19 protein-coding genes are annotated in these 17,626 nt (G+C 68.7%); 11 read left to right on the forward strand and 8 right to left on the reverse strand.

Annotated elements, in window-relative coordinates; all coding sequences use genetic code 11:
• Nucleotides 1-33 precede the first annotated feature (33 nt).
• Nucleotides 34-417 carry a hypothetical protein gene (locus AC1Q7O_RS12475; RefSeq protein WP_492661400.1) on the reverse strand — a complete coding sequence of 128 codons (384 nt, stop codon included), beginning with the start codon at nt 415-417 and terminating at the stop codon, nt 34-36.
• Nucleotides 418-469: 52 nt separating this feature from the next.
• Here AC1Q7O_RS12475 and AC1Q7O_RS12480 point away from each other — a divergent pair, with 52 nt between their 5' ends.
• Entirely contained in the window at nt 470-1,000 is a 531-nt protein-coding gene (locus AC1Q7O_RS12480) for a CAP domain-containing protein (RefSeq protein ID WP_492661399.1), read from the forward strand.
• Nucleotides 1,001-1,112: 112 nt separating this feature from the next.
• On the opposite strand, the gene AC1Q7O_RS12485 is transcribed toward AC1Q7O_RS12480, so the two are convergent.
• The 6 genes from AC1Q7O_RS12485 to AC1Q7O_RS12510 form a co-directional block, all read right to left on the reverse strand.
• The gene (locus AC1Q7O_RS12485) at nt 1,113-1,766 is read right to left on the reverse strand and encodes a response regulator (RefSeq protein ID WP_492661398.1); all 654 of its coding nucleotides are present in this window, start codon (nt 1,764-1,766) and stop codon (nt 1,113-1,115) included.
• A complete protein-coding gene (locus AC1Q7O_RS12490) occupies nt 1,757-2,968 on the reverse strand; it encodes a sensor histidine kinase (RefSeq protein ID WP_492661397.1) in 1,212 nt (403 codons plus the stop codon). Before AC1Q7O_RS12490 ends, AC1Q7O_RS12485 begins: the two co-directional genes overlap by 10 nt.
• Nucleotides 2,969-3,005: 37 nt before the next feature.
• Nucleotides 3,006-4,124 carry a tRNA 2-thiouridine(34) synthase MnmA gene (gene mnmA / locus AC1Q7O_RS12495; RefSeq protein ID WP_492661396.1) on the reverse strand — a complete coding sequence of 373 codons (1,119 nt, stop codon included), beginning with the start codon at nt 4,122-4,124 and terminating at the stop codon, nt 3,006-3,008.
• 26 nt (nt 4,125-4,150) lie between these two features.
• On the reverse strand, nt 4,151-4,852 hold the full coding sequence (locus AC1Q7O_RS12500) for a 2OG-Fe(II) oxygenase (protein ID WP_492661395.1): 702 nt from the start codon (nt 4,850-4,852) through the stop codon (nt 4,151-4,153).
• Nucleotides 4,853-4,869: 17 nt separating this feature from the next.
• Entirely contained in the window at nt 4,870-5,382 is a 513-nt protein-coding gene (locus AC1Q7O_RS12505) for a hypothetical protein (RefSeq protein WP_492661394.1), read from the reverse strand.
• A gap of 64 nt (nt 5,383-5,446) precedes the next feature.
• A complete protein-coding gene (locus tag AC1Q7O_RS12510; protein ID WP_492661393.1) occupies nt 5,447-5,944 on the reverse strand; it encodes an NUDIX hydrolase in 498 nt (165 codons plus the stop codon).
• Between the two features lie 84 nt (nt 5,945-6,028).
• Here AC1Q7O_RS12510 and AC1Q7O_RS12515 point away from each other — a divergent pair, with 84 nt between their 5' ends.
• From AC1Q7O_RS12515 to AC1Q7O_RS12545, 7 genes are all read left to right on the forward strand, one after another.
• Nucleotides 6,029-7,144, forward strand: coding sequence for a Re/Si-specific NAD(P)(+) transhydrogenase subunit alpha (locus AC1Q7O_RS12515; RefSeq protein ID WP_492661392.1), 1,116 nt, complete (start codon nt 6,029-6,031; stop codon nt 7,142-7,144).
• A 2-nt stretch (nt 7,145-7,146) separates the two neighbouring features.
• Nucleotides 7,147-7,467, forward strand: a complete 321-nt coding sequence (locus tag AC1Q7O_RS12520; protein WP_492661391.1) for an NAD(P) transhydrogenase subunit alpha part 2 — start codon at nt 7,147-7,149, stop codon at nt 7,465-7,467.
• Nucleotides 7,464-7,715 carry a hypothetical protein gene (locus AC1Q7O_RS12525; protein WP_492661390.1) on the forward strand — a complete coding sequence of 84 codons (252 nt, stop codon included), beginning with the start codon at nt 7,464-7,466 and terminating at the stop codon, nt 7,713-7,715. Before AC1Q7O_RS12520 ends, AC1Q7O_RS12525 begins: the two co-directional genes overlap by 4 nt.
• Nucleotides 7,712-9,187, forward strand: a complete 1,476-nt coding sequence (locus AC1Q7O_RS12530) for an NAD(P)(+) transhydrogenase (Re/Si-specific) subunit beta (protein WP_492661389.1) — start codon at nt 7,712-7,714, stop codon at nt 9,185-9,187. Before AC1Q7O_RS12525 ends, AC1Q7O_RS12530 begins: the two co-directional genes overlap by 4 nt.
• 124 nt (nt 9,188-9,311) lie before the next feature.
• Nucleotides 9,312-10,292 carry a glycosyltransferase family 2 protein gene (locus AC1Q7O_RS12535; protein WP_492661388.1) on the forward strand — a complete coding sequence of 327 codons (981 nt, stop codon included), beginning with the start codon at nt 9,312-9,314 and terminating at the stop codon, nt 10,290-10,292.
• Between the two features lie 58 nt (nt 10,293-10,350).
• The gene (locus tag AC1Q7O_RS12540) at nt 10,351-11,292 is read left to right on the forward strand and encodes a lysylphosphatidylglycerol synthase domain-containing protein (protein WP_492661387.1); all 942 of its coding nucleotides are present in this window, start codon (nt 10,351-10,353) and stop codon (nt 11,290-11,292) included.
• A 28-nt stretch (nt 11,293-11,320) separates the two neighbouring features.
• On the forward strand, nt 11,321-12,028 hold the full coding sequence (locus AC1Q7O_RS12545; RefSeq protein WP_492661386.1) for a class I SAM-dependent methyltransferase: 708 nt from the start codon (nt 11,321-11,323) through the stop codon (nt 12,026-12,028).
• A 17-nt stretch (nt 12,029-12,045) separates the two neighbouring features.
• Here the strand turns inward: AC1Q7O_RS12545 and AC1Q7O_RS12550 are convergent, their stop codons facing one another.
• The gene (locus AC1Q7O_RS12550; protein WP_492661385.1) at nt 12,046-12,960 is read right to left on the reverse strand and encodes a glycosyltransferase family 2 protein; all 915 of its coding nucleotides are present in this window, start codon (nt 12,958-12,960) and stop codon (nt 12,046-12,048) included.
• A gap of 186 nt (nt 12,961-13,146) precedes the next feature.
• Here AC1Q7O_RS12550 and AC1Q7O_RS12555 point away from each other — a divergent pair, with 186 nt between their 5' ends.
• The 3 genes from AC1Q7O_RS12555 to AC1Q7O_RS12565 all read left to right on the forward strand — a co-directional run bounded on the left by AC1Q7O_RS12555 (nt 13,147) and on the right by AC1Q7O_RS12565 (nt 17,625).
• Complete coding sequence (locus AC1Q7O_RS12555) at nt 13,147-15,246, forward strand: hypothetical protein (RefSeq protein WP_492661384.1); 2,100 nt, start codon at nt 13,147-13,149, stop codon at nt 15,244-15,246.
• A 100-nt stretch (nt 15,247-15,346) separates the two neighbouring features.
• Nucleotides 15,347-17,020, forward strand: a complete 1,674-nt coding sequence (locus AC1Q7O_RS12560) for a long-chain-fatty-acid--CoA ligase (RefSeq protein ID WP_492661383.1) — start codon at nt 15,347-15,349, stop codon at nt 17,018-17,020.
• Between the two features lie 62 nt (nt 17,021-17,082).
• On the forward strand, nt 17,083-17,625 hold the full coding sequence (locus AC1Q7O_RS12565) for a hypothetical protein (protein WP_492661382.1): 543 nt from the start codon (nt 17,083-17,085) through the stop codon (nt 17,623-17,625).
• The last annotated feature ends 1 nt before the right edge of the window (nt 17,626 follow it).

A 17,626-nucleotide genomic window follows, 5' to 3' on the forward strand; every position in this document is an offset into this window, starting at 1 on the left:
TGAGAGGGCGTGCGGCCTTTCTTTTTGCCGGTGCTAGCGGGCTGACGCAGGTGTCTGCGGCTGGCAGCGCCCGGCCACGCAGGCCGCGCCGGGGTCGCTGACCATCGCGCAGTTGGAGCGCATGCCGCTGGCCTCCACCTCGCGCTTCTGCGCCTCGGCCTGGCGCCTGGCCAGCGCGGCCACGGCGTCGGCATCTGTGCCCTGGGTGGACCAGGCCCAGTAGCCCGCCGGCCCGCCGCAGGCCTTGGCGCCGACGGGCACGGTGCGGCACTGCGCGTCGGCGCTGCACGAGGCCGGGCCGATCAGCGTGCGCAGCTCGCGCGCCAGCCGAGCGGATTCAGGCTCGGGTGGCGTCTGCGCGCAGGCGGCGAGGGCGGTGCAGGCGAGGGCGGCGGCGAAGAGGTGATGGCGCTTCATGGCCGCAATGCTGGGCCGGGGCTCGCCGCTTGGCAACAACTAGGATGTATCCGTGCATCGTTTCCGGCCGTTCCTGCTGCTGTGCCTGCTTGCCGCCGTGCCCGCCCGGGCGCTGGAGGACTGTCCGGCCGACGTCGAGTCGGCGCAGCGCACGCTGAACGCGTTGCGCGCGCAGGCGCGGACCTGCGGCACGCAGCGGTGGCCGGCAGCGCAGCCGCTGCGCGGGCATCCGGCGCTGGCCGAATCGGCACGGCGCTACGCCGTGGAGCTGGCCACGCTGGACCGGCTGGACCATGTCGGCGCCCACGGCGCGACGCTGCGCACGCGGCTGCGCGAGGTGGGCTATGCGATGCGGGTGTCCGGCGAGAACCTCGCCGGCGGGCCGGAGACGCTGGACGAGGCGCTGGCCCAGTGGCTGGCCAGCCCGGCGCATTGCGAGAACCTGATGGTGGCCGACTTCGAGGAGTTCGGCCTGGCCTGCGTGGCCGGCCCGGGGCGGCTGCAGCGCTACTGGGTGCTGCAGCTTGCGGCCCCCGCAGGCCCCGCAGCATCTGCGGCCCCTCGCCCGGTCGAGCCGCGCTGAACGCGGGCTCGCCCAGTCGGTCCCCCGAGGGGACGGCGACGCTTGCCGGACCGCCCGGCAAGCGCGTCGCCCAAGGCGGGCCGGCTTGGGGCGGCCCGGCGCTCGGCCCGCGCTAAATCCAGCCGAGATCGATGGCGCGCAGCACCGCCTGCGTGCGGTCGCGCACGCCCATCTTCGAGAAGATGGCGGAGCAGTGGTTCTTGATGACGCCCTCGCTGTTGCCCAGCAGGCTGGCGATCTCGGTGTTGCTGCGGCCGCTGGCCACCAGGCGCAGCACCTGCAGTTCCTTGGGGCTCAGCGGGTCGGGCTGGTCGGCGGCGGTGAAGGCGCGCTCGCCGCCCTTGGCTTCCATGCGGGTGGTCAGCGACGGCCGCAGCGCCGTGCCGCCGCCGTGCACGTCGCGCAGCGCCTGGCGCAGCGTGTCGGGGCTGATGGCCTTCAGCAGGAAGCCCTTGGCGCCGGCGCGCACGGCCTCGTCGAAGGCGGCGGTGTCGTCGAAGGTCGTCAACAGCAGCACCGGCACGCGCAGCGCGCGCGCGGCCAGCGCGCGGATCAGGCCCAGCCCGTCCAGCCGCGGCATGCGCATGTCGGACAGGATGACGTCGGGCATGACCTCGGCCGGTGCGGCCGCCAGCCACTCCAGCGCCTCGGCGCCGTCGCTGGCCTCACCGACGACCTGCAGGTCGTCGTGCAGTGCCAGCAGGCCCTTGAGGCCCTCGCGCACCAGTTGCTGGTCTTCCACCAGCAGGATCTTGATCACATCCATTGCGGACATCTCAGCTCGATTCGAAAACCCGGACCGGTGCGCGTGACGCGCATCTGCCCCCCCAGTTCGGCCATGCGCTCGGCCATGCCCGAGAGGCCGTTGCCCGACCGGCCCTCGTGCCAGCCCGGCGCGCCGCGCCCATCATCGTCGATGCTGACCGCGACTTCATCCCCATCGCCGCGCAGCTCGACGCGCACGCGCCGCGCGCCGGCATGGCGCACGCTGTTGGTGACGCCCTCCTGCACGCAGCGCAGCAGCGCGTGGGCGGTGCGCGGGCCGAGGTCGCGGGCGGCGTCGTCCAGCGCCAGCTCGATGCGCGTGCTGGCAATGCCCTCGGCCAGTGCCTGCAGCGCGGCGGACAGGTCGATGCGCTGCGAGCTGCGTTGCTGCGACACGGACTCGCGCACGTCGGCCAGCAGCTGCGCGGCCACGCCCTCGGCACGCGCCAGCGCCTGGCCGGCGCCGCCGGTGTCGCTGCGCGCCAGCAGCGCGCCGCCCAGCTGCAGCTGCAGGTTCAGCGCGGTCAGGTGGTGGCCCATCAGGTCGTGCAGCTCGCGGGCGATCTGCATGCGCTCGCTGTAGCGCATCTGCTCGGCCAGCAGGTGTTCGCCGGACAGCTGCTCGGCCAGCACGGCCTGCAGCCAGCGGCGCTTCTCGGCCTCGGCGGCGGCCATGCGGCCGAGGCCGAAGGCCAGGCCGTGCAGCGCCAGCATGGAGGACAGCAGGCCGAACTGGTCCAGCCACGCGGTGGCCTGCGGCGCGGCGTAGATGGCGGTGTTCAGCAGCACCTGCGCGAAGCCGAAGCCCAGCGCCAGCCGCGCCGGCAGCAGCACGGCGGCCAGCGCCGTGACGAGGAAGGGCAGGCCCGGCGTGACGCCGAAGGCCAGCAGGTCCACCAGCAGCAGCCAGGCCAGGCGCCGGTTCACCGCGACGACGCTGCCGCCCTGGCTCGCCAGCCGCCACATCAGCGCGACGAAGGCCAGCAGCAGGCCCACGCACAGCAGCAGCAGGCCGCGGTCGTCGGCGCCGCCGCCGGCCGCGCGCCAGACGCGGGCCACCAGCCCGTCATACGGCTCGGTGCGCACGCCCAGCAGCGCCGCACCGGCGCTGACCAGCTCCATCGCGCAGACCACCAGCGCGGCCAGCCGCAGCACGGTGCCGGGCTCGGCCAGGCGGGCCAGCAGCCGGTCGAAGCGGGTCATTGGGGCCCCTCGCGCGGTGCGGCCCGGCGCGCGGGCCTCATGCGGCCAGCGCTTGCGAGATGACGCCGCCGCCCAGGCACACGTCGCCGTCGTAGACGACCGCGCTCTGCCCCGGCGTGACGGCCCACTGCGGCTCGGGGAAGCGCAGCAGCAGCCGGCCGGCGTCGTCGTAGCCCACGCTGCAAGGCGCGTCCGCCTGGCGGTAGCGCGTCTTGGCGGCGGCCAGGCCGGCGGCGGGTGCGCGGCCGGCGATCCAGCTCAGGTCGTCGGCCAGCAGCGCCGGGCTTTGCAGCAGCGGGTGGCCGTGGCCCTGCACGGCGATCAGCGTGTTGGTGGGGATGTCCTTGGCGGCCACGAACCAGGGCTCGTGCTCGCCGCCGCCGCGCGCGGCCTTCTTGTCCTTCACGCCGCCGATGCCCAGGCCCTGGCGCTGGCCCAGCGTGTAGAAGGACAGGCCCACGTGCTCGCCGAGCTTGCGGCCGCGCTCGTCCTTGATGGGGCCGGGCTGGTGCGACAGGTACTTGTTCAGAAACTCGCGGAACGGCCGCTCGCCGATGAAGCAGATGCCGGTGGAGTCCTTCTTCTTCGCGTTCGGCAGGCCGATCTCGGCGGCGATGCGGCGCACCTCGGTCTTCTCCAGGTGGCCCACCGGGAACATCGCCTTGCTGATCTGCGCCTGCGACAGGCGGTGCAGGAAGTAGCTCTGGTCCTTCAGCGGGTCCAGCCCCTTGAGCAGCTGGAACTCGCCGTCGACCTCACGCACGCGGGCGTAGTGACCGGTGGCGATCTTCTCGGCGCCCAGCCGCATCGCGTGGTCCAGGAAGGCCTTGAACTTGATCTCGGCGTTGCACAGCACGTCGGGGTTGGGCGTGCGGCCGGCCTGGTACTCGCGCAGGAAGCTCTCGAACACGCGGTCCTTGTACTCGGCCGCGAAGTTGACGTGCTCGATCTCGATGCCCAGCACGTCGGCCACCGAGGCGGCGTCCAGGAAGTCCTGGCGCGTCGAGCAGTACTCGTCGTCGTCGTCGTCTTCCCAGTTCTTCATGAAGATGCCGATGACCTCGTGGCCCTGTGCTTTCAGCAGGTGGGCGGTCACGGCCGAGTCCACGCCGCCGGACAGGCCGACGACGACTCGATGTTTTTTGTCGGAACTCATGCCGCCGATTGTCCCAAACGGGCCCATCAGCCCGGCGCGAACAGGCTTTCCGCGCGCTGGTAAAGCACCCAGCTCGTGGCGATGACCTTGTCGCCACCCGTCGGCCGGTTGCCGCGGTGCGTGTGCGTGAAGCCGCCCGGTGCGATCAGCAGGCTGCCGGTGCGCGGCGCGATCTTGCGGCCCTGGTAGAGGAACTCGGTCTCGCCGTCGGCGAAGTCGTCGTTCAGGTAGATCGTCCACAGCACCGCGCGGTGCAGCGCCTCGCCCTGGTCCAGCTTGGGGTATTGCTCGCAGTGCCAGTAGGGGTAGCCGCCCTGGCCGGCGACGTAGCGCTGCAGGTTGATGGCGCCGGGGCGGAAGACCTTGGAGATCAGGCCCATCAGCGCGTCGTCCGGCAGCGTGGCGACGGTGTCGGCGTCCAGCAGCGCCGTGCTGCCGTCGGGGCGGTTCATCTGCAGCTTCAGCGGCGCCAGCGCCAGGTGCGCGTAGCGGCGCAGGTACTGCTTGAAGCCCTGGATGACGGCGTCGTTGAGCTGCGCGCAGGCGTCGGCCCACTCGGGGTGGCGACTGATGGCGATGTCCCAGCTGTCCTTCAGCGCCACGTCCACGCCGCTGCCGGTGGCGCCGCGCTGCACATGCGGGCTGGCGTGGAAGCGCTCGATCAGCGCACGGCAGGCGTCGGCGCTGAGCGCGCCGTCGTAGACCTCGATGAAATCGACCCCGGACATGCGCGCGCCTCCGGCCGTCAGCCGCCCGATGTGACGGAGGCGCTGCCGTCCGACCGCACCAGCAGCACGCGGCCGTTGCGGCGGATCAGCTGGTCCCGCGTGTGGGTGCGGATGTTCATGATGGTGCCCGCCACGTCCAGCTGCGTGCTGATGTCCACCACGGCCGACTTGCGGTCGGCGGCCAGCGTGATGCTGTGGATCTCGTGGCCCGCGTCCAGCTGCAGTTCGCCGCCCATCTTCTCGCCGAGCCGCTGCCAGCTGGCGAAGAGGTCGCGCCAGCTTTCGCAGGTCTTGGCCTTGTCCGCGCTGTCGTCGGTGCGCACCCGCTGCGGCCCCATCGAGACCTGGCTGGTCGACGCGAAGTCGTTGCTGAGCATGCCGCACAGCGCCTCGTGGTCGTGGTGCAGCGTGGCCTGCTGGGACTGCAGGTAGTAGTCGCGCACCAGGTCATCGTCGAGCCGGCGGCCGCCGACGAAGTACCACCACCCGGCCGTGGCAACCAGGATGAGGAAGAGGATCAGGGTTCTCATGGCACGTGTGGCGTCGGGAAGCGGCGCATTCTGCCGGCCGCGCGTCACCGCGCGACCCCGGGGCTCACCCCTTGACCCAGGGCTGCGCCAGCGAGGCGTGCGAGAACACGGCCGCCAGCGGCAGCCGCCGCCCGGCGGCATGGTCCTGCACGCACTGCAGCACCAGCGGGCTGCGGTGGCGCTCGGCGCAGGCGGCCAGCTCGGCCTCGGTCAGCCACAGCGTGCGGTGGATGCCTTCGTCCAGCGTGCGGCCGGCGATTTCCTCGCCCACATCACCGCTGAACGCCAGCCGCACATAGGTCACATCCTCTAATCGCGCCGGGCGCACGAAACGGGCGAGGTAGACACCGAGGAAATGCTGCGGCGTGAAGGCCCGCGCGGTCTCCTCCAGCGCCTCGCGCACGACGGCCTCGATCGGGCTTTCGCCCAGCTCCACATGGCCTGCGGGGTTGTTCAGCATCAGCCCTTCGGGCGTCTCTTCCTCGACGAGCAGGTAGCGCCCGTCGCGCTCGATGACCGCCGCGACCGTGACGCTGGGGCGGAATCTCTCTGTGGCAACCATGAAACTTCCTCGCGAATTCCCGCTCCGGGCGGACCCGGGCATTGTGTAAGCTGCCCCGCACCCCAGTCCCCGACAGGAGCCTCCATGCAGATCGGCGTCCCGCGCGAACGCGCGGCCGGAGAGACCCGCGTGGCCGTCACGCCCGAGACGGCCAAGAAGCTGAAGGCCGCCGGCCATGTGCTGCGCATCGAAAGCGGCGCCGGCGTGGCCGCCAGCGTCACCGATGCGGCCTACGAGGCGGCGGGCTGCGAGATCGTCGACCAGGCCGCGGCGCTGGGCGCCGAGCTGGTGCTGAAGGTGCGCGCACCGGGCGCCGAGGAGCTGGCGCTGATGAAGCCGGGCACGGCGCTCGTCGGCATGCTGAACCCCTTCGACCGCGACGGCCTCGCGGCCATCGCCGCTGCCGGGCTGACCAGCTTTGCGCTCGAAGCCGCGCCGCGCACGACACGCGCACAGAGCATGGACGTGCTGTCCAGCCAGGCCAACATCGCCGGCTACAAGGCCGTCATGATCGCGGCCGACCGCTACCAGCGCTTCTTCCCGATGCTGATGACGGCCGCCGGCACCGTGAAGGCGGCGCGCGTCGTCATCCTGGGCGTCGGCGTGGCGGGCCTGCAGGCCATTGCGACGGCCAAGCGGCTGGGCGCCGTCATCGAGGCCAGCGACGTGCGGCCGTCGGTGAAGGAGCAGGTCGAATCGCTGGGTGGCAAGTTCATCGACGTGCCCTACGAGACGGCCGAGGAGAAGGAAGCCGCCGAGGGGGTGGGCGGCTACGCGCGGCCCATGCCGCCGAGCTGGCTGGAGCGGCAGAAGGTGGAGGTGGCCAAGCGCGTGGCGCAGGCCGATGTCGTCATCACCACGGCGCTGATTCCCGGTCGTGCGGCACCGGTGCTCGTGACCGAGGACATGGTCAAGGCGATGAAGCCGGGCTCGGTCATCGTCGACATCGCCGCCCCGGCCGGTGGCAACTGCCCGCTGACGGAGCCCGGCAAGACCGTCGTGAAGCACGGCGTCGTCATCGTCGGCGAGACCAACCTGCCGGCGCTCGTCGCGGCCGATGCGTCGGCGCTGTACGCGCGCAACGTGCTGGACTTCCTGAAGCTCGTCATCACCAAGGAGGGCACGCTGACCGTGCCGCTGGATGACGACATCGTCGCGGCCTGCCGCGTCACGCAAGACGGCCAGGTCACGAGGAGCTGAACATGGAACTTGTCGACCACACCATCATCAATCTCATCATCTTCGTGCTGGCCATCTACGTGGGCTACCACGTCGTCTGGACGGTGACGCCAGCGCTGCACACGCCGCTGATGGCGGTGACCAACGCGATCTCGGCCATCGTCATCGTCGGCGCCATGCTGGCCGCGGCGCTGACCGAGACGCCGTTTGCCAAGACGATGGGCGTCATCGCCGTCGCGCTGGCGGCGGTCAACATCTTCGGCGGCTTCCTCGTCACGCGGCGGATGCTGGAGATGTTCAAGAAGAAGGACAAGAAAGCGCCGGTGGCGGAGGCCAAGCCATGAGCAGCACCGATCAACGCAGTCCCGTGCACCAGTACGCGCTGGCCTTCGCGGGCGGCATCGCCGGCCTCATGCTTGGCTGGGCCGTGCTGGACCGGGTCGAGTGGATCAAACCGCTGTTTGACGCGATCGGTGCGTCCTGGGCCGTCGTCTATATCGCGCCCTGCGGCGTGGGGGCGGTCGCCGGCGCCGTCTGGGGCGAGCGGTTGTCGAGCAAGAGCAAACGCATGACTGCGGAGGGCAAGCCATGAGCATGAACCTGGTCACGCTGCTGTATCTCATCGCCAGCGTCTGCTTCATCCAGTCGCTGAAAGGGCTGTCGCATCCGACGACGTCCATCCGCGGCAATGTGTTCGGCATGGTGGGCATGGCCATCGCCGCGTTCACGACGGCCGCCCTCATCGTGAAGCTGGCCGGTTCGGCCACGGGGCTGGGCTGGGTGCTGCTGGGCCTGGTCGTCGGTGGCGGCTTTGGTGCCTGGAAGGCCAAGACGGTCGAGATGACCAAGATGCCCGAGCTGGTGGCCTTCTTCCACAGCATGATCGGCCTGGCGGCCGTGGCGATCGCGGTGGCCGCGGTCTACGAGCCGGCCGCCTTCGGCATCACGCCGCCGCTGGACGCGGCGCTGGCCGGCATCGCGGCCGAGGATGGCTCCGCCGCCCGTGCGCTCGCGCCCATCCCCATGGGCAACCGGCTGGAGCTGGCGCTGGGCGCCTTCATCGGCGCCATCACCTTCACCGGCTCCGTCATCGCCTGGGGCAAGCTGTCGGGCGGCAGCAAGTTCCGCCTGTTCCAGGGCACGCCGGTGGTGTTCAAGGGCCAGCACTGGCTGAACCTGCTGCTGGGCCTGCTGGCGCTGTGGGGCTGCGCGGTGTTCTGCCTGGCCGGCTACGCGCATGCGTTCTGGATCGTCGTCGCGCTGGGCTTCGTGCTGGGCGTGACGCTGATCATCCCCATCGGCGGCGCCGACATGCCGGTGGTGGTGAGCATGCTGAACAGCTACTCCGGCTGGGCGGCGGCGGGCATCGGTTTCTCGCTGAACAACCCGATGCTGATCATTTCCGGCTCGCTGGTGGGCAGCTCGGGCGCCATCCTGAGCTACATCATGTGCAAGGCGATGAACCGCTCGTTCTTCAACGTGATCCTGGGCGGCTTCGGCGGAGATGCCACCGCCGCGGTGTCGGGCGGCGCGGCGCAGCGCAACGTCAAGAGCGGCAGCGCCGACGACGCCGCCTTCGTCATGGGCAACGCCGAGACGGTCATCATCGTGCCGGGCTACGGTCTGGCCGTCGCGCGCGCCCAGCACGCGGTGAAGGAGCTGGCCGCCAAGCTGACCGAGAAGGGCGTGACGGTGAAGTACGCCATCCACCCGGTGGCCGGCCGCATGCCGGGCCACATGAACGTGCTGCTGGCCGAGGCCGAGGTGCCGTACGACCAGGTCTTCGAGATGGAAGACATCAACGCCGAGTTCGCGCAGGCCGACGTGGCCATCATCCTGGGCGCCAACGACGTCGTGAACCCGGCCGCGCACGTGAAGGGCAGCCCCATCTACGGCATGCCCATCCTGGAGGCCCACAAGGCCAAGACCGTCATCGTCAACAAGCGCTCCATGGCCGCGGGCTACGCGGGCCTGGACAACGAACTCTTCTACATGGACAAGACCATGATGGTGTTCGGCGACGCGAAGAAGGTCGTGGAGGACATGCTCAAGGCAGTAGAGTGACATCCGCCCGGGCGGGCCCCCCTCAACAGGCGGGGCCTCGGGGTGGCAATCCGCCTGAACACCGCCGATGATGGCGGTTTGGCTGCGCGCAGCCGAACCTGCTCGTCATCGCTTGCCCCGCTCCATGAATCCAGAGTCCCGCATCGCGGTCGTCATTCCCAGCTACAAGGTTCATCGCCATGTGCTGTCGGTGATCCAGGAGATCGGCCCCGAGGTCTCGAACATCTATGTGGTCGACGACTGCTGCCCCGAGGGCAGCGGTGCATTCGTGTCGCAGAACTGCCGCGACCCGCGCGTCACCGTTCTGCGGCTTGAACAGAACCAGGGCGTGGGCGGTGCCGTGATGGCCGGCTATCGGGCGGCTATCGCCGACGGCGCGGACATCATCGTCAAGGTGGATGGCGACGGCCAGATGGACCCCGCGCTGATCGGTCTGTTCGTGGCGCCGTTGCTGGCCGGCAATGCCGACTACGCCAAGGGCAACCGGTTCTACGACCTGGAGCAGATCCGCGCGATGCCCGGCTTGCGCATCTTCGGCAATGCGGTGCTGTCGCTGATGGCCAAGATGTCCACGGGGTACTGGGACCTGTTCGATCCGACCAATGGCTACACCGCCATCCATGCCGAGGTGGCACGCCAACTGCCCTATGAACGGATCAGCAAGCGCTACTTCTTCGAAACGGACCTGTTGTTCCGGCTGAACACCCTGCGCGCGGTCGTCGTGGACGTGCCCATGCACGCCCGCTATGGCGACGAGGTCAGCAATCTGAAGATCTCGAAGATCGTCGGCGAATTCATGTTCAAGCATTTCCGGAATGGCTTGAAGAGAATCTTCTACAACTACTACCTCCGGGATATTTCCATCGCGTCGCTGGAACTGCCCCTCGGCCTGCTGCTGCTGCTGGGGGGCACGTCATTCGGCCTGTTCAGCTGGTGGCGGGCCGCGCAGCTGGGCATGCCGACGACGGCGGGTACCGTCATGCTGGCCGCGTTGCCCATGATGATGGGCCTGCAGTTCGTGCTGGCGTTTCTGGCCTACGACATTGCCGCCGTCCCCCGGACACCCCGGCAACGCTCGCGGTTCATGATGAAACTGCCGGGCTGATCCGTGACTGCACGGGCGGCGCGAATCGGGCCTGGTGCCGCGGCAATGGATTGATGCCGTGACCAAGCAGGTGGTATTGAAGTACCTGAGGTACTTGCTGACGGCGGTCTTGATCGGGGCGCTGGCGTATTTCTGCCGGCCCGATCAGGTCTGGGCGGCCATGCAGGCCGCCTCGCTGGGCCTGCTGGCGGCGTATGGCGGCTTCAGCGTGGCGGCCTCGCTGTTGGGCGCCGCTGCCTTGCTGGTGCTGTTCGACTTTTCCCGTCGACACGCCTGGCGGCTGCGTTTCCTGGCGGACTATCTGTACGTGCAGGGCATCGCGCAGTTCACACCGGCGCAGTTGGGCGAACTGGCGCTGCCTTATGTCGCGGGCCGTGGGCGCTACGCCGGTGCTGAAATCACCGCGGCGCTGGTAATTCAGCGGATTTCGGCGCTGCTGATCATCGTGCTGCTGGCGCTGGTTGGCGCCGGCCAGTGGGTGCCGCCGGCGTACCTGTGGGCGGCGTCGCTGCTCGTCAGCGGCACGTGCGGCGCCCTCCTGTTCCTCATGTTGCGGCAAGGAAGCGGGCGGCGGGGATGGTTCGGCCTTGGTGCCCGGCTGGAAGGCTTTTTTGCCGCCTCGCGGTCCATGCTGGTGCACCGGGGGCGGCGGCTGTGCTGGCATGTGGCCCTGATGGGCCTGCGCTATGGAGCCTCCGTGCTGGGCAATGCCATGCTGCTGGCCGCATTCGACATCCATGTGCCCTTGCTCGATCTGGCGGCCATCACCGCGCTGGCCATCCTGACCAACCTCGTGCCGGTCACGGTGGGCGGCATCGGGCTCACGGAGGGCGTTTTCGCGGTTGCGCTCAAGAGCTACGGCTATGCCACGGGGTTGACCATCACGGCGGTCCTGGCGGCGCGCGTGGTGAATGCCTTGCTGGCGGCGGCCTGGGTGGCGCTGCACCATGCGCTGCCGCGCGACACCCACAATGCGCAGGAATTGGCGCGCTCGTCCTGACTCGATCTCATCCCTTGGTGCCCCTGATATGGCTTCTCTGACCTATACGCCTTTCGAAAGAATCTCCCTGGTGCGGCCGGTCCAGCGCGTTCGCTGGATCGCGCAGCAGGCCGTCGGGCGGCGGGTGCTGGACCTGGGCTGCTATGACGAAACCGCGCTGCACAAGCGCGGCAGCGGGGTCTGGCTGCACGAGGAAATGGCCAGGGGGGCGCAATCGGTCACGGGCATCGACAGCTCACCCAAGGTGCCGGCCGACGGCCTGCGCACGGGGGCCAACAGCAGCATCCATCCCGGCGATGTCATGCAGCTGGCGGCGATGACCCCGCTCACCGGCGCGGCGGACCTGCTCGTGGCCGGAGAAATCATCGAGCATCTGCCCAACACCTCCGACTTCTTCGCCGGCATCAAGCGGCAGTTTCCGGGCAGGGAGCTGATTGCCACGACGCCCAACGCCACGTCGTTCACGAATGCGGGGCTGGGGCTGATCGCGCGGGAATCCTGCCATCCCGACCACATCCAGATCTATTCCTTCAAGACGCTGAACACCTTGTGCCTGCGCGCAGGGTTCGAGGCGTGGGAGATCCGGCCCTACTACGTGAGCTACGGCGAGATGATCCTGAATTCACGCGGCCTCAAGCGGCTGGTGGTGCAGGCCATGGAGAAAGTGGTCAACGCCATCGAATGGGCCTTCCCGGTGCTGGCCGGCGGCTACATCCTGCACGTCAAGAAGATCTGAGCGCGACGGCCGGTGTTTCAGCCGGCCACTGCGTCCAGCCTGCCCAGCAGCGCCCATTTGTCCCGCGCGGCACGCCACTGCCCACGCATCAGGTCGGTGGCGACGTAGAACAGCAGGTGCATGCGGACGAAGCGCATCGCCCGTCCGACCTGCGCTGCCTGCGGCCAGTTCAGGGCCGTGGCCTGCGCGGAGGCCTGGCGCCACAGGCGGGCCTCCTCTTCGAACAGACGCAGGTTGCGCTCGCACTCGACGGTCACCTGCTCGTCATGGCGCCGGTAGCGGTAGGCCAGCTGGCGCACGCCGTGCAAGGTGTGCCCGGCGGCCAGCAACTGCAGGTAGAACTCGACGTCCAGCACCATGCGCCAGCGCGTCGAGAAGCTGAACTGCTGGAAGACGCTGCGCCGGTAGCACAGCGTCGGGCACATGATGAAGTTGCCCCGCAGCAGCGCCGCATAGCCAGCCTCGCCGGCCACGTCGAACGCCTGCTGCTTGCGGGGTACCAGCCAGGTCTTCACGTAGTCGCGGAACGAGCGCTGCGGCAGGCTTTGCGCGTCGATGATTTCCGCATCGCAGAAGATGGCGGACGCGTCAGGATGCCGGGCGTGGCTGTCCACCATCAGCTGGGCGTAGTTCGGCAGCAGCTCATCGTCGCCGTGCAGCAGCGTCACCAGTGCCGCGCTGCCCACCTGCGTGCAACGGTTCCAGTTGCCTGCCAGCCCCAGATTGGCCGTGTTGCGTTCGTAGCGGATGCGGCTGTCGTTGCAGGCCGCGACGATGGCGGCTGCACCGTCGGTCGGGCTGCAGTCGTCGACGACGATGGCCTCCCAATCGTCCCGGTCCTGGGCCTGTACGCTCTGCAGACAGCGTTGCAGGTACTCGGTGCTGCCGTAGAACGGGATGGCGAAAGTGATGACGGGTGGTGTGGCGTTCATGCGTGTATTGGCGGCGTGTCGCTGGGCAGCCGATTCAGCAGCCATCATCGGCGGCATTGAATGCGTGGTGCACCGCCTGCGATGGCCCGACCCTTGGTTGAGGGGTGGAGCGCCGCGAGATTGACACGGCCCGGCGGGCATCATCGCCGGTTAACTTTTCAGCCCCCTTCCATGAATCCACGCCTCATGAAAGTTGCCGACGCCGGGTTTGGCCTGCTGCTGGGCGGCATCCTGATCTGGATGGTGTTGGTCGTCACCCAGCGCACGGGCCTCGGGAGCGCGCTTGTAGCCAGCGGTGGTTTTGTCGCGGTGGCCGCCTTGCTGGGTTGCCTTGGCGCGGCGACCGGTGCGTTGATGGGATGGCAATTGACGCGCGGAAACCCTGCGTTGTGCATCGGCTTGGGGCAGTGCGTGCTGATGACATGGTTCGCGTGGCGTTCGCTGCTTGCCCGAGGGGTAGAGGGGCTGGGTATTGCGCTGCCCGGTTGTCATGACGTCGAACTGGTCGGCTTTGGATTGTTGGTGATCGGTCTCTCGGTCTGGCGGCGGCAGAAGGTCGCGGCATCTGGCAGCCGTGCCGGCAGTGCCTTGCCATTCTTCGTGCTGGCTGGCGTGGCCGTCGTGGCGCTGTGCGAACTGCCTCGTCAGGTCGCCCCGACGAGTGACCCGGACCAGCATGCCTTCTTCACCCAGCAGCTGTACCGGTTGGGCCAGATTCCCTGGCGGCAGGGCGAGTGGGGCCCGCTGGACTTCCAGTACCCCGCCGGCTTGGCCTTGCTGGCTCGCGTCTGGATGCTGGGAGGCGCGGTGAATGCGGTCGAGGCCGTCATGGTCCAGCCGCTGGTGCAATCCTTGTTGGCCGTGGCTGCGCTGGGCATCTGGTTCGGGCAGCGGCGGGAGGCCGCGGCGGTTCAGTCAGAGGGCTGGCGGCTGGGAGATGCGGCGCTGCTCGGGGCTGTCCTCGCCAGCGCGCTGTTCTTCTCGATCTTGCCGTTCTCGATGCTTGCGTCATCCAAGGGGTTGGAGAAGACCGGCAGCCTGAGTTCGCTGCTGCTGCTGGTACTGTTGGCTGCACTGCTGCTCGAAGCTTGGCTGACGACATCGGCGCGCAGCCGGCGCGCAGCGCTTTGCGCGTGCGCGCTGCTGCTGGGCCTGACGGCCTTGGTGAATCCGGTGACGTTGCTGCTGCCTCTGGCGACCAGCCTGTTGGTGCTGGCTGTGTTGCGCTGGCGGTCCCGGCAGCCGACGGTGCTGCTGGTGCTGGTTGGCGGCGTCCTGTTCACGATGGTGTTGATGTCGGACCCGTACTACCTCAACCGGTTCCTGCTCAGCTCTGCACCCAAGGCGTTGGATGTTCCGCCAGGCTTTCAGCCCGAGCCCATCGCGCCGCCCGTCGCTGAATACCTGCAGTACCTGCGCAAGCATCTCACCTCGCTGGCCTGGCTCAGGCCCTGGTTCCTGATTCCCTACCTGGCGCACGCCGTCATCGCGCTGGGCATCCTGGCGGCAGGTCTGGCCGCGCTTGTCACCGTACCCCGCGATTGGCGTCGTCCGGCCGCCGTCGTGATGTTGGGCGTGCCGTTGGGCTGCACGCTGTTGGGTCTGCTGCTGCTGCCGGTCTTCCACGTGCTGCGCCATCGCGGCGACATGTACCTGCTCGAACCCTATCTGGCCGACGCCATCTCGCGTGCCGCCTATGTGTGGTTGTTCGCGTTGCTGCTGTTCGCGCTGGTCGCCTTGCTGACGTGGTTCCGGCTGAACTCCCGCTGGCGCTGCGCTGTTCTGATCGCGCTGCTGCTGGCCATCATGCCGCTCAGCGCGGTGCGGGAGCGGCTGCCTACCGAGATCTACATGAAGTCGCGCGTGAACTGGTGCGGCGACACGCCCTGCGACTTCGGCGACGACATCCGCCTGATCGAGGACGGCCGAGGCCTGCTTCGTGCTGCCGCTGGCAAGCCATCTCCGCGCATCCTCGTGCCCAACCGCCAACTGGACATCTGGCGCGAGCGCTGGCTGCTGCCCGTCGGCTTCGCCCGTGCACTGCCCATCCACCTGGATGCACCGCTGGCGTTCTTCTACGGCAAGGGGGATGCCGATTTCACCTACGCAAACTATGACGAGCATGTGTGCAAGCGGCTCGACGTTGACTGGCTGCGTACCCGACGCGTCGAGTACCTGTTCGTGCCGTCAGACCATGCCAAGGCCTGCGTCGCCGGCCTGGAACAGTTGCTGGCCAGCGACCGTGTCCTGTTGCGCCGCGGGCGAGCAGCCCTGATCCGGCTCTGAACAGCGCGTTCTCCCGCCGTTGCATCGCGCTATCGAATCCCCTGACCTGGGCCCTGTCAGCCTTCGGTCAGAATCGGCGCAACCAACAAGGAGACAAGGCATGGAGCCGATCTGGCTGAAGCACTACCCGGCCGAGGTGCCGCGCGACGTCAATGTCTCGCTCTATCCGAGCCTGGTCGACCTGCTCGACACGTCGTTCAAGAAGAATGCCGGCAAGCCCGCCTACTTGATGATGGGCAAGAGCGTCAGCTTCGCGCAGGTGGATGAAGCCTCGCGTGCCTTCGCCGCCTATCTGCAGAGCCTGGGCCTGGAAAAGGGCGACCGCGTCGCCCTCATGATGCCCAACCTGTTCCAGTACCCGGTGGCCGTGGCCGCCGTGCTGCGGGCGGGTTATGTGGTCGTCAACGTGAACCCGCTGTACACGCCGCGCGAGCTGGAGCACCAGCTCAAGGACTCCGGCGCCAAGGCCATCGTCATCATCGAGAACTTCGCCTCGGTGCTGCAGCAGGTCATCAAGAACGTGCCCACCAAGCACGTCGTCCTCGCGGCCATGGGCGACATGTTGGGCCTGCTCAAGGGCAGCATCGTCAACTACGTCGTGCGCAAGGTGAAGAAGATGGTGCCGGCCTTCGAGCTGCCGGGCGCCGTGCGCTTCAACGACGCACTGGCCAAGGGCCGTGGCCTCACCTACAAGGCGCCCAAGCTGGGCCCGGACGACATCGCCGTACTGCAGTACACCGGCGGCACCACCGGCGTGTCCAAGGGCGCCGTGCTCAAGCACCGCAACCTGGTCGCCAACATCCTGCAGTCCGAAGCCTGGTACCAGCCCGCGCTGAAGAAGATCCCCGCCGGCCAGCAGGTCGTCACCATCTGTGCGCTGCCGCTGTATCACATCTTCGGTTTCAACACGAACATGATGCTGTCCATGCACATGGGTGGCGCCAACGTGCTGATCCCGAACCCGCGTGACCTGCCGGCCATGTTCAAGGAGCTGTCGCAGCACAGCTTCCACAGCTTCCCGGCCGTCAACACGCTGTTCATGGCCATGGCCAACCACGCGGACTTCGGCACCGTGGACTGGAGCAAGCTGGTCATCTCGGTCGGCGGCGGCATGGCCGTGCAGCAGGCCACGGCCAAGCTGTGGCTGGAGAAGACGGGCTGCCCCATCGTCGAGGGCTACGGCCTGTCCGAGACCTCGCCGTCGGCCACCTGCAACCCGACCGACAGCACCGCCTACAGCGGCACCATCGGCCTGCCCATGCCGCTGACCGAGCTCAAGCTGCTGGACGACGACGGCAACGAGGTGCCGATGGGCCAGCCCGGCGAGATCGCCATCCGCGGCCCCCAGGTCATGGCCGGCTACTGGCAGCGCCCGGACGAGACGGCCAAGGTCATGACGGCCGACAACTTCTTCCGCACCGGCGACATCGGTACCGTCGATGAGCGCGGTTACTTCAGAATCGTCGACCGCAAGAAGGACATGATCCTCGTCAGCGGTTTCAATGTGTATCCGAACGAGGTCGAGGACGTCCTCACGCAGATGCCCGGCGTGCTGGAGTGCGCCGCCGTCGGCGTGCCCGACGCCAAGGCCGGCGAGGCGGTGAAGGTGGTCATCGTGAAGAAAGACCCGAATATCACCGAGGCCGATGTACGGTCGTACTGCGAACTCAACCTGACCGGCTACAAACGGCCCAAGATCGTCGAGTTCCGCACCGAGCTGCCCAAGACCCCCGTGGGCAAGATCCTGCGCCGCGAACTGCGGGACAAGACCTGATCGCCTATCTTTTGTGACGAGACCCGCCGGCGGCGACAGCCGCCGCGGGCGAGGCTTCCACCGTGCTCGATCAGCTGCATTCCAAAACCGATGCCGGGCGCGCCGAGATTCGTGCGCGCGCCCTGCCGCTGTCCCGCGCGGCGCGCAACCTGCTGCTGGTGCTGGACGCCACCAAGCCCGCCGGCGACTGGCTGCGCCTGGTGGCCGGCGCCACCGAGGCGGACCTCGAGGCGCTGCGCCAGCAGGGGCTCATCGTGCCCCTTGGCGGCCCGGCCCTGCCCGGGGTGACACAACCGGCGCCCCTTGCTGCGCCAGCGCAGGCCGCGGCACCTGCTGCTCCGGCTGCTCCGGCTGCTCCGGCTGCAGCGCCCGCACCTGCCGGCGGCTCGCCGCTGCTGGACCGCGCGGCGCTCTACACCTACATGAGCGGCCAGGCCACCAAGCTGCTGGGCCCGTTCAAGGGCTACGCCTTCGCACTCGAAGTGGAGCGCTGCGGCAGCCTGGGCGAGCTGCAGGCGCTGGCACTGCAGCTCGTGGAGCGCGTGCAGAAGGCCAAGGGCGACGAGGCCGCCGCCGCCGTGCGCGACGCGCTGGGGCTGCGTTAGA

This window comes from Roseateles sp. GW823-FHT07B05 (genome assembly GCF_058794515.1).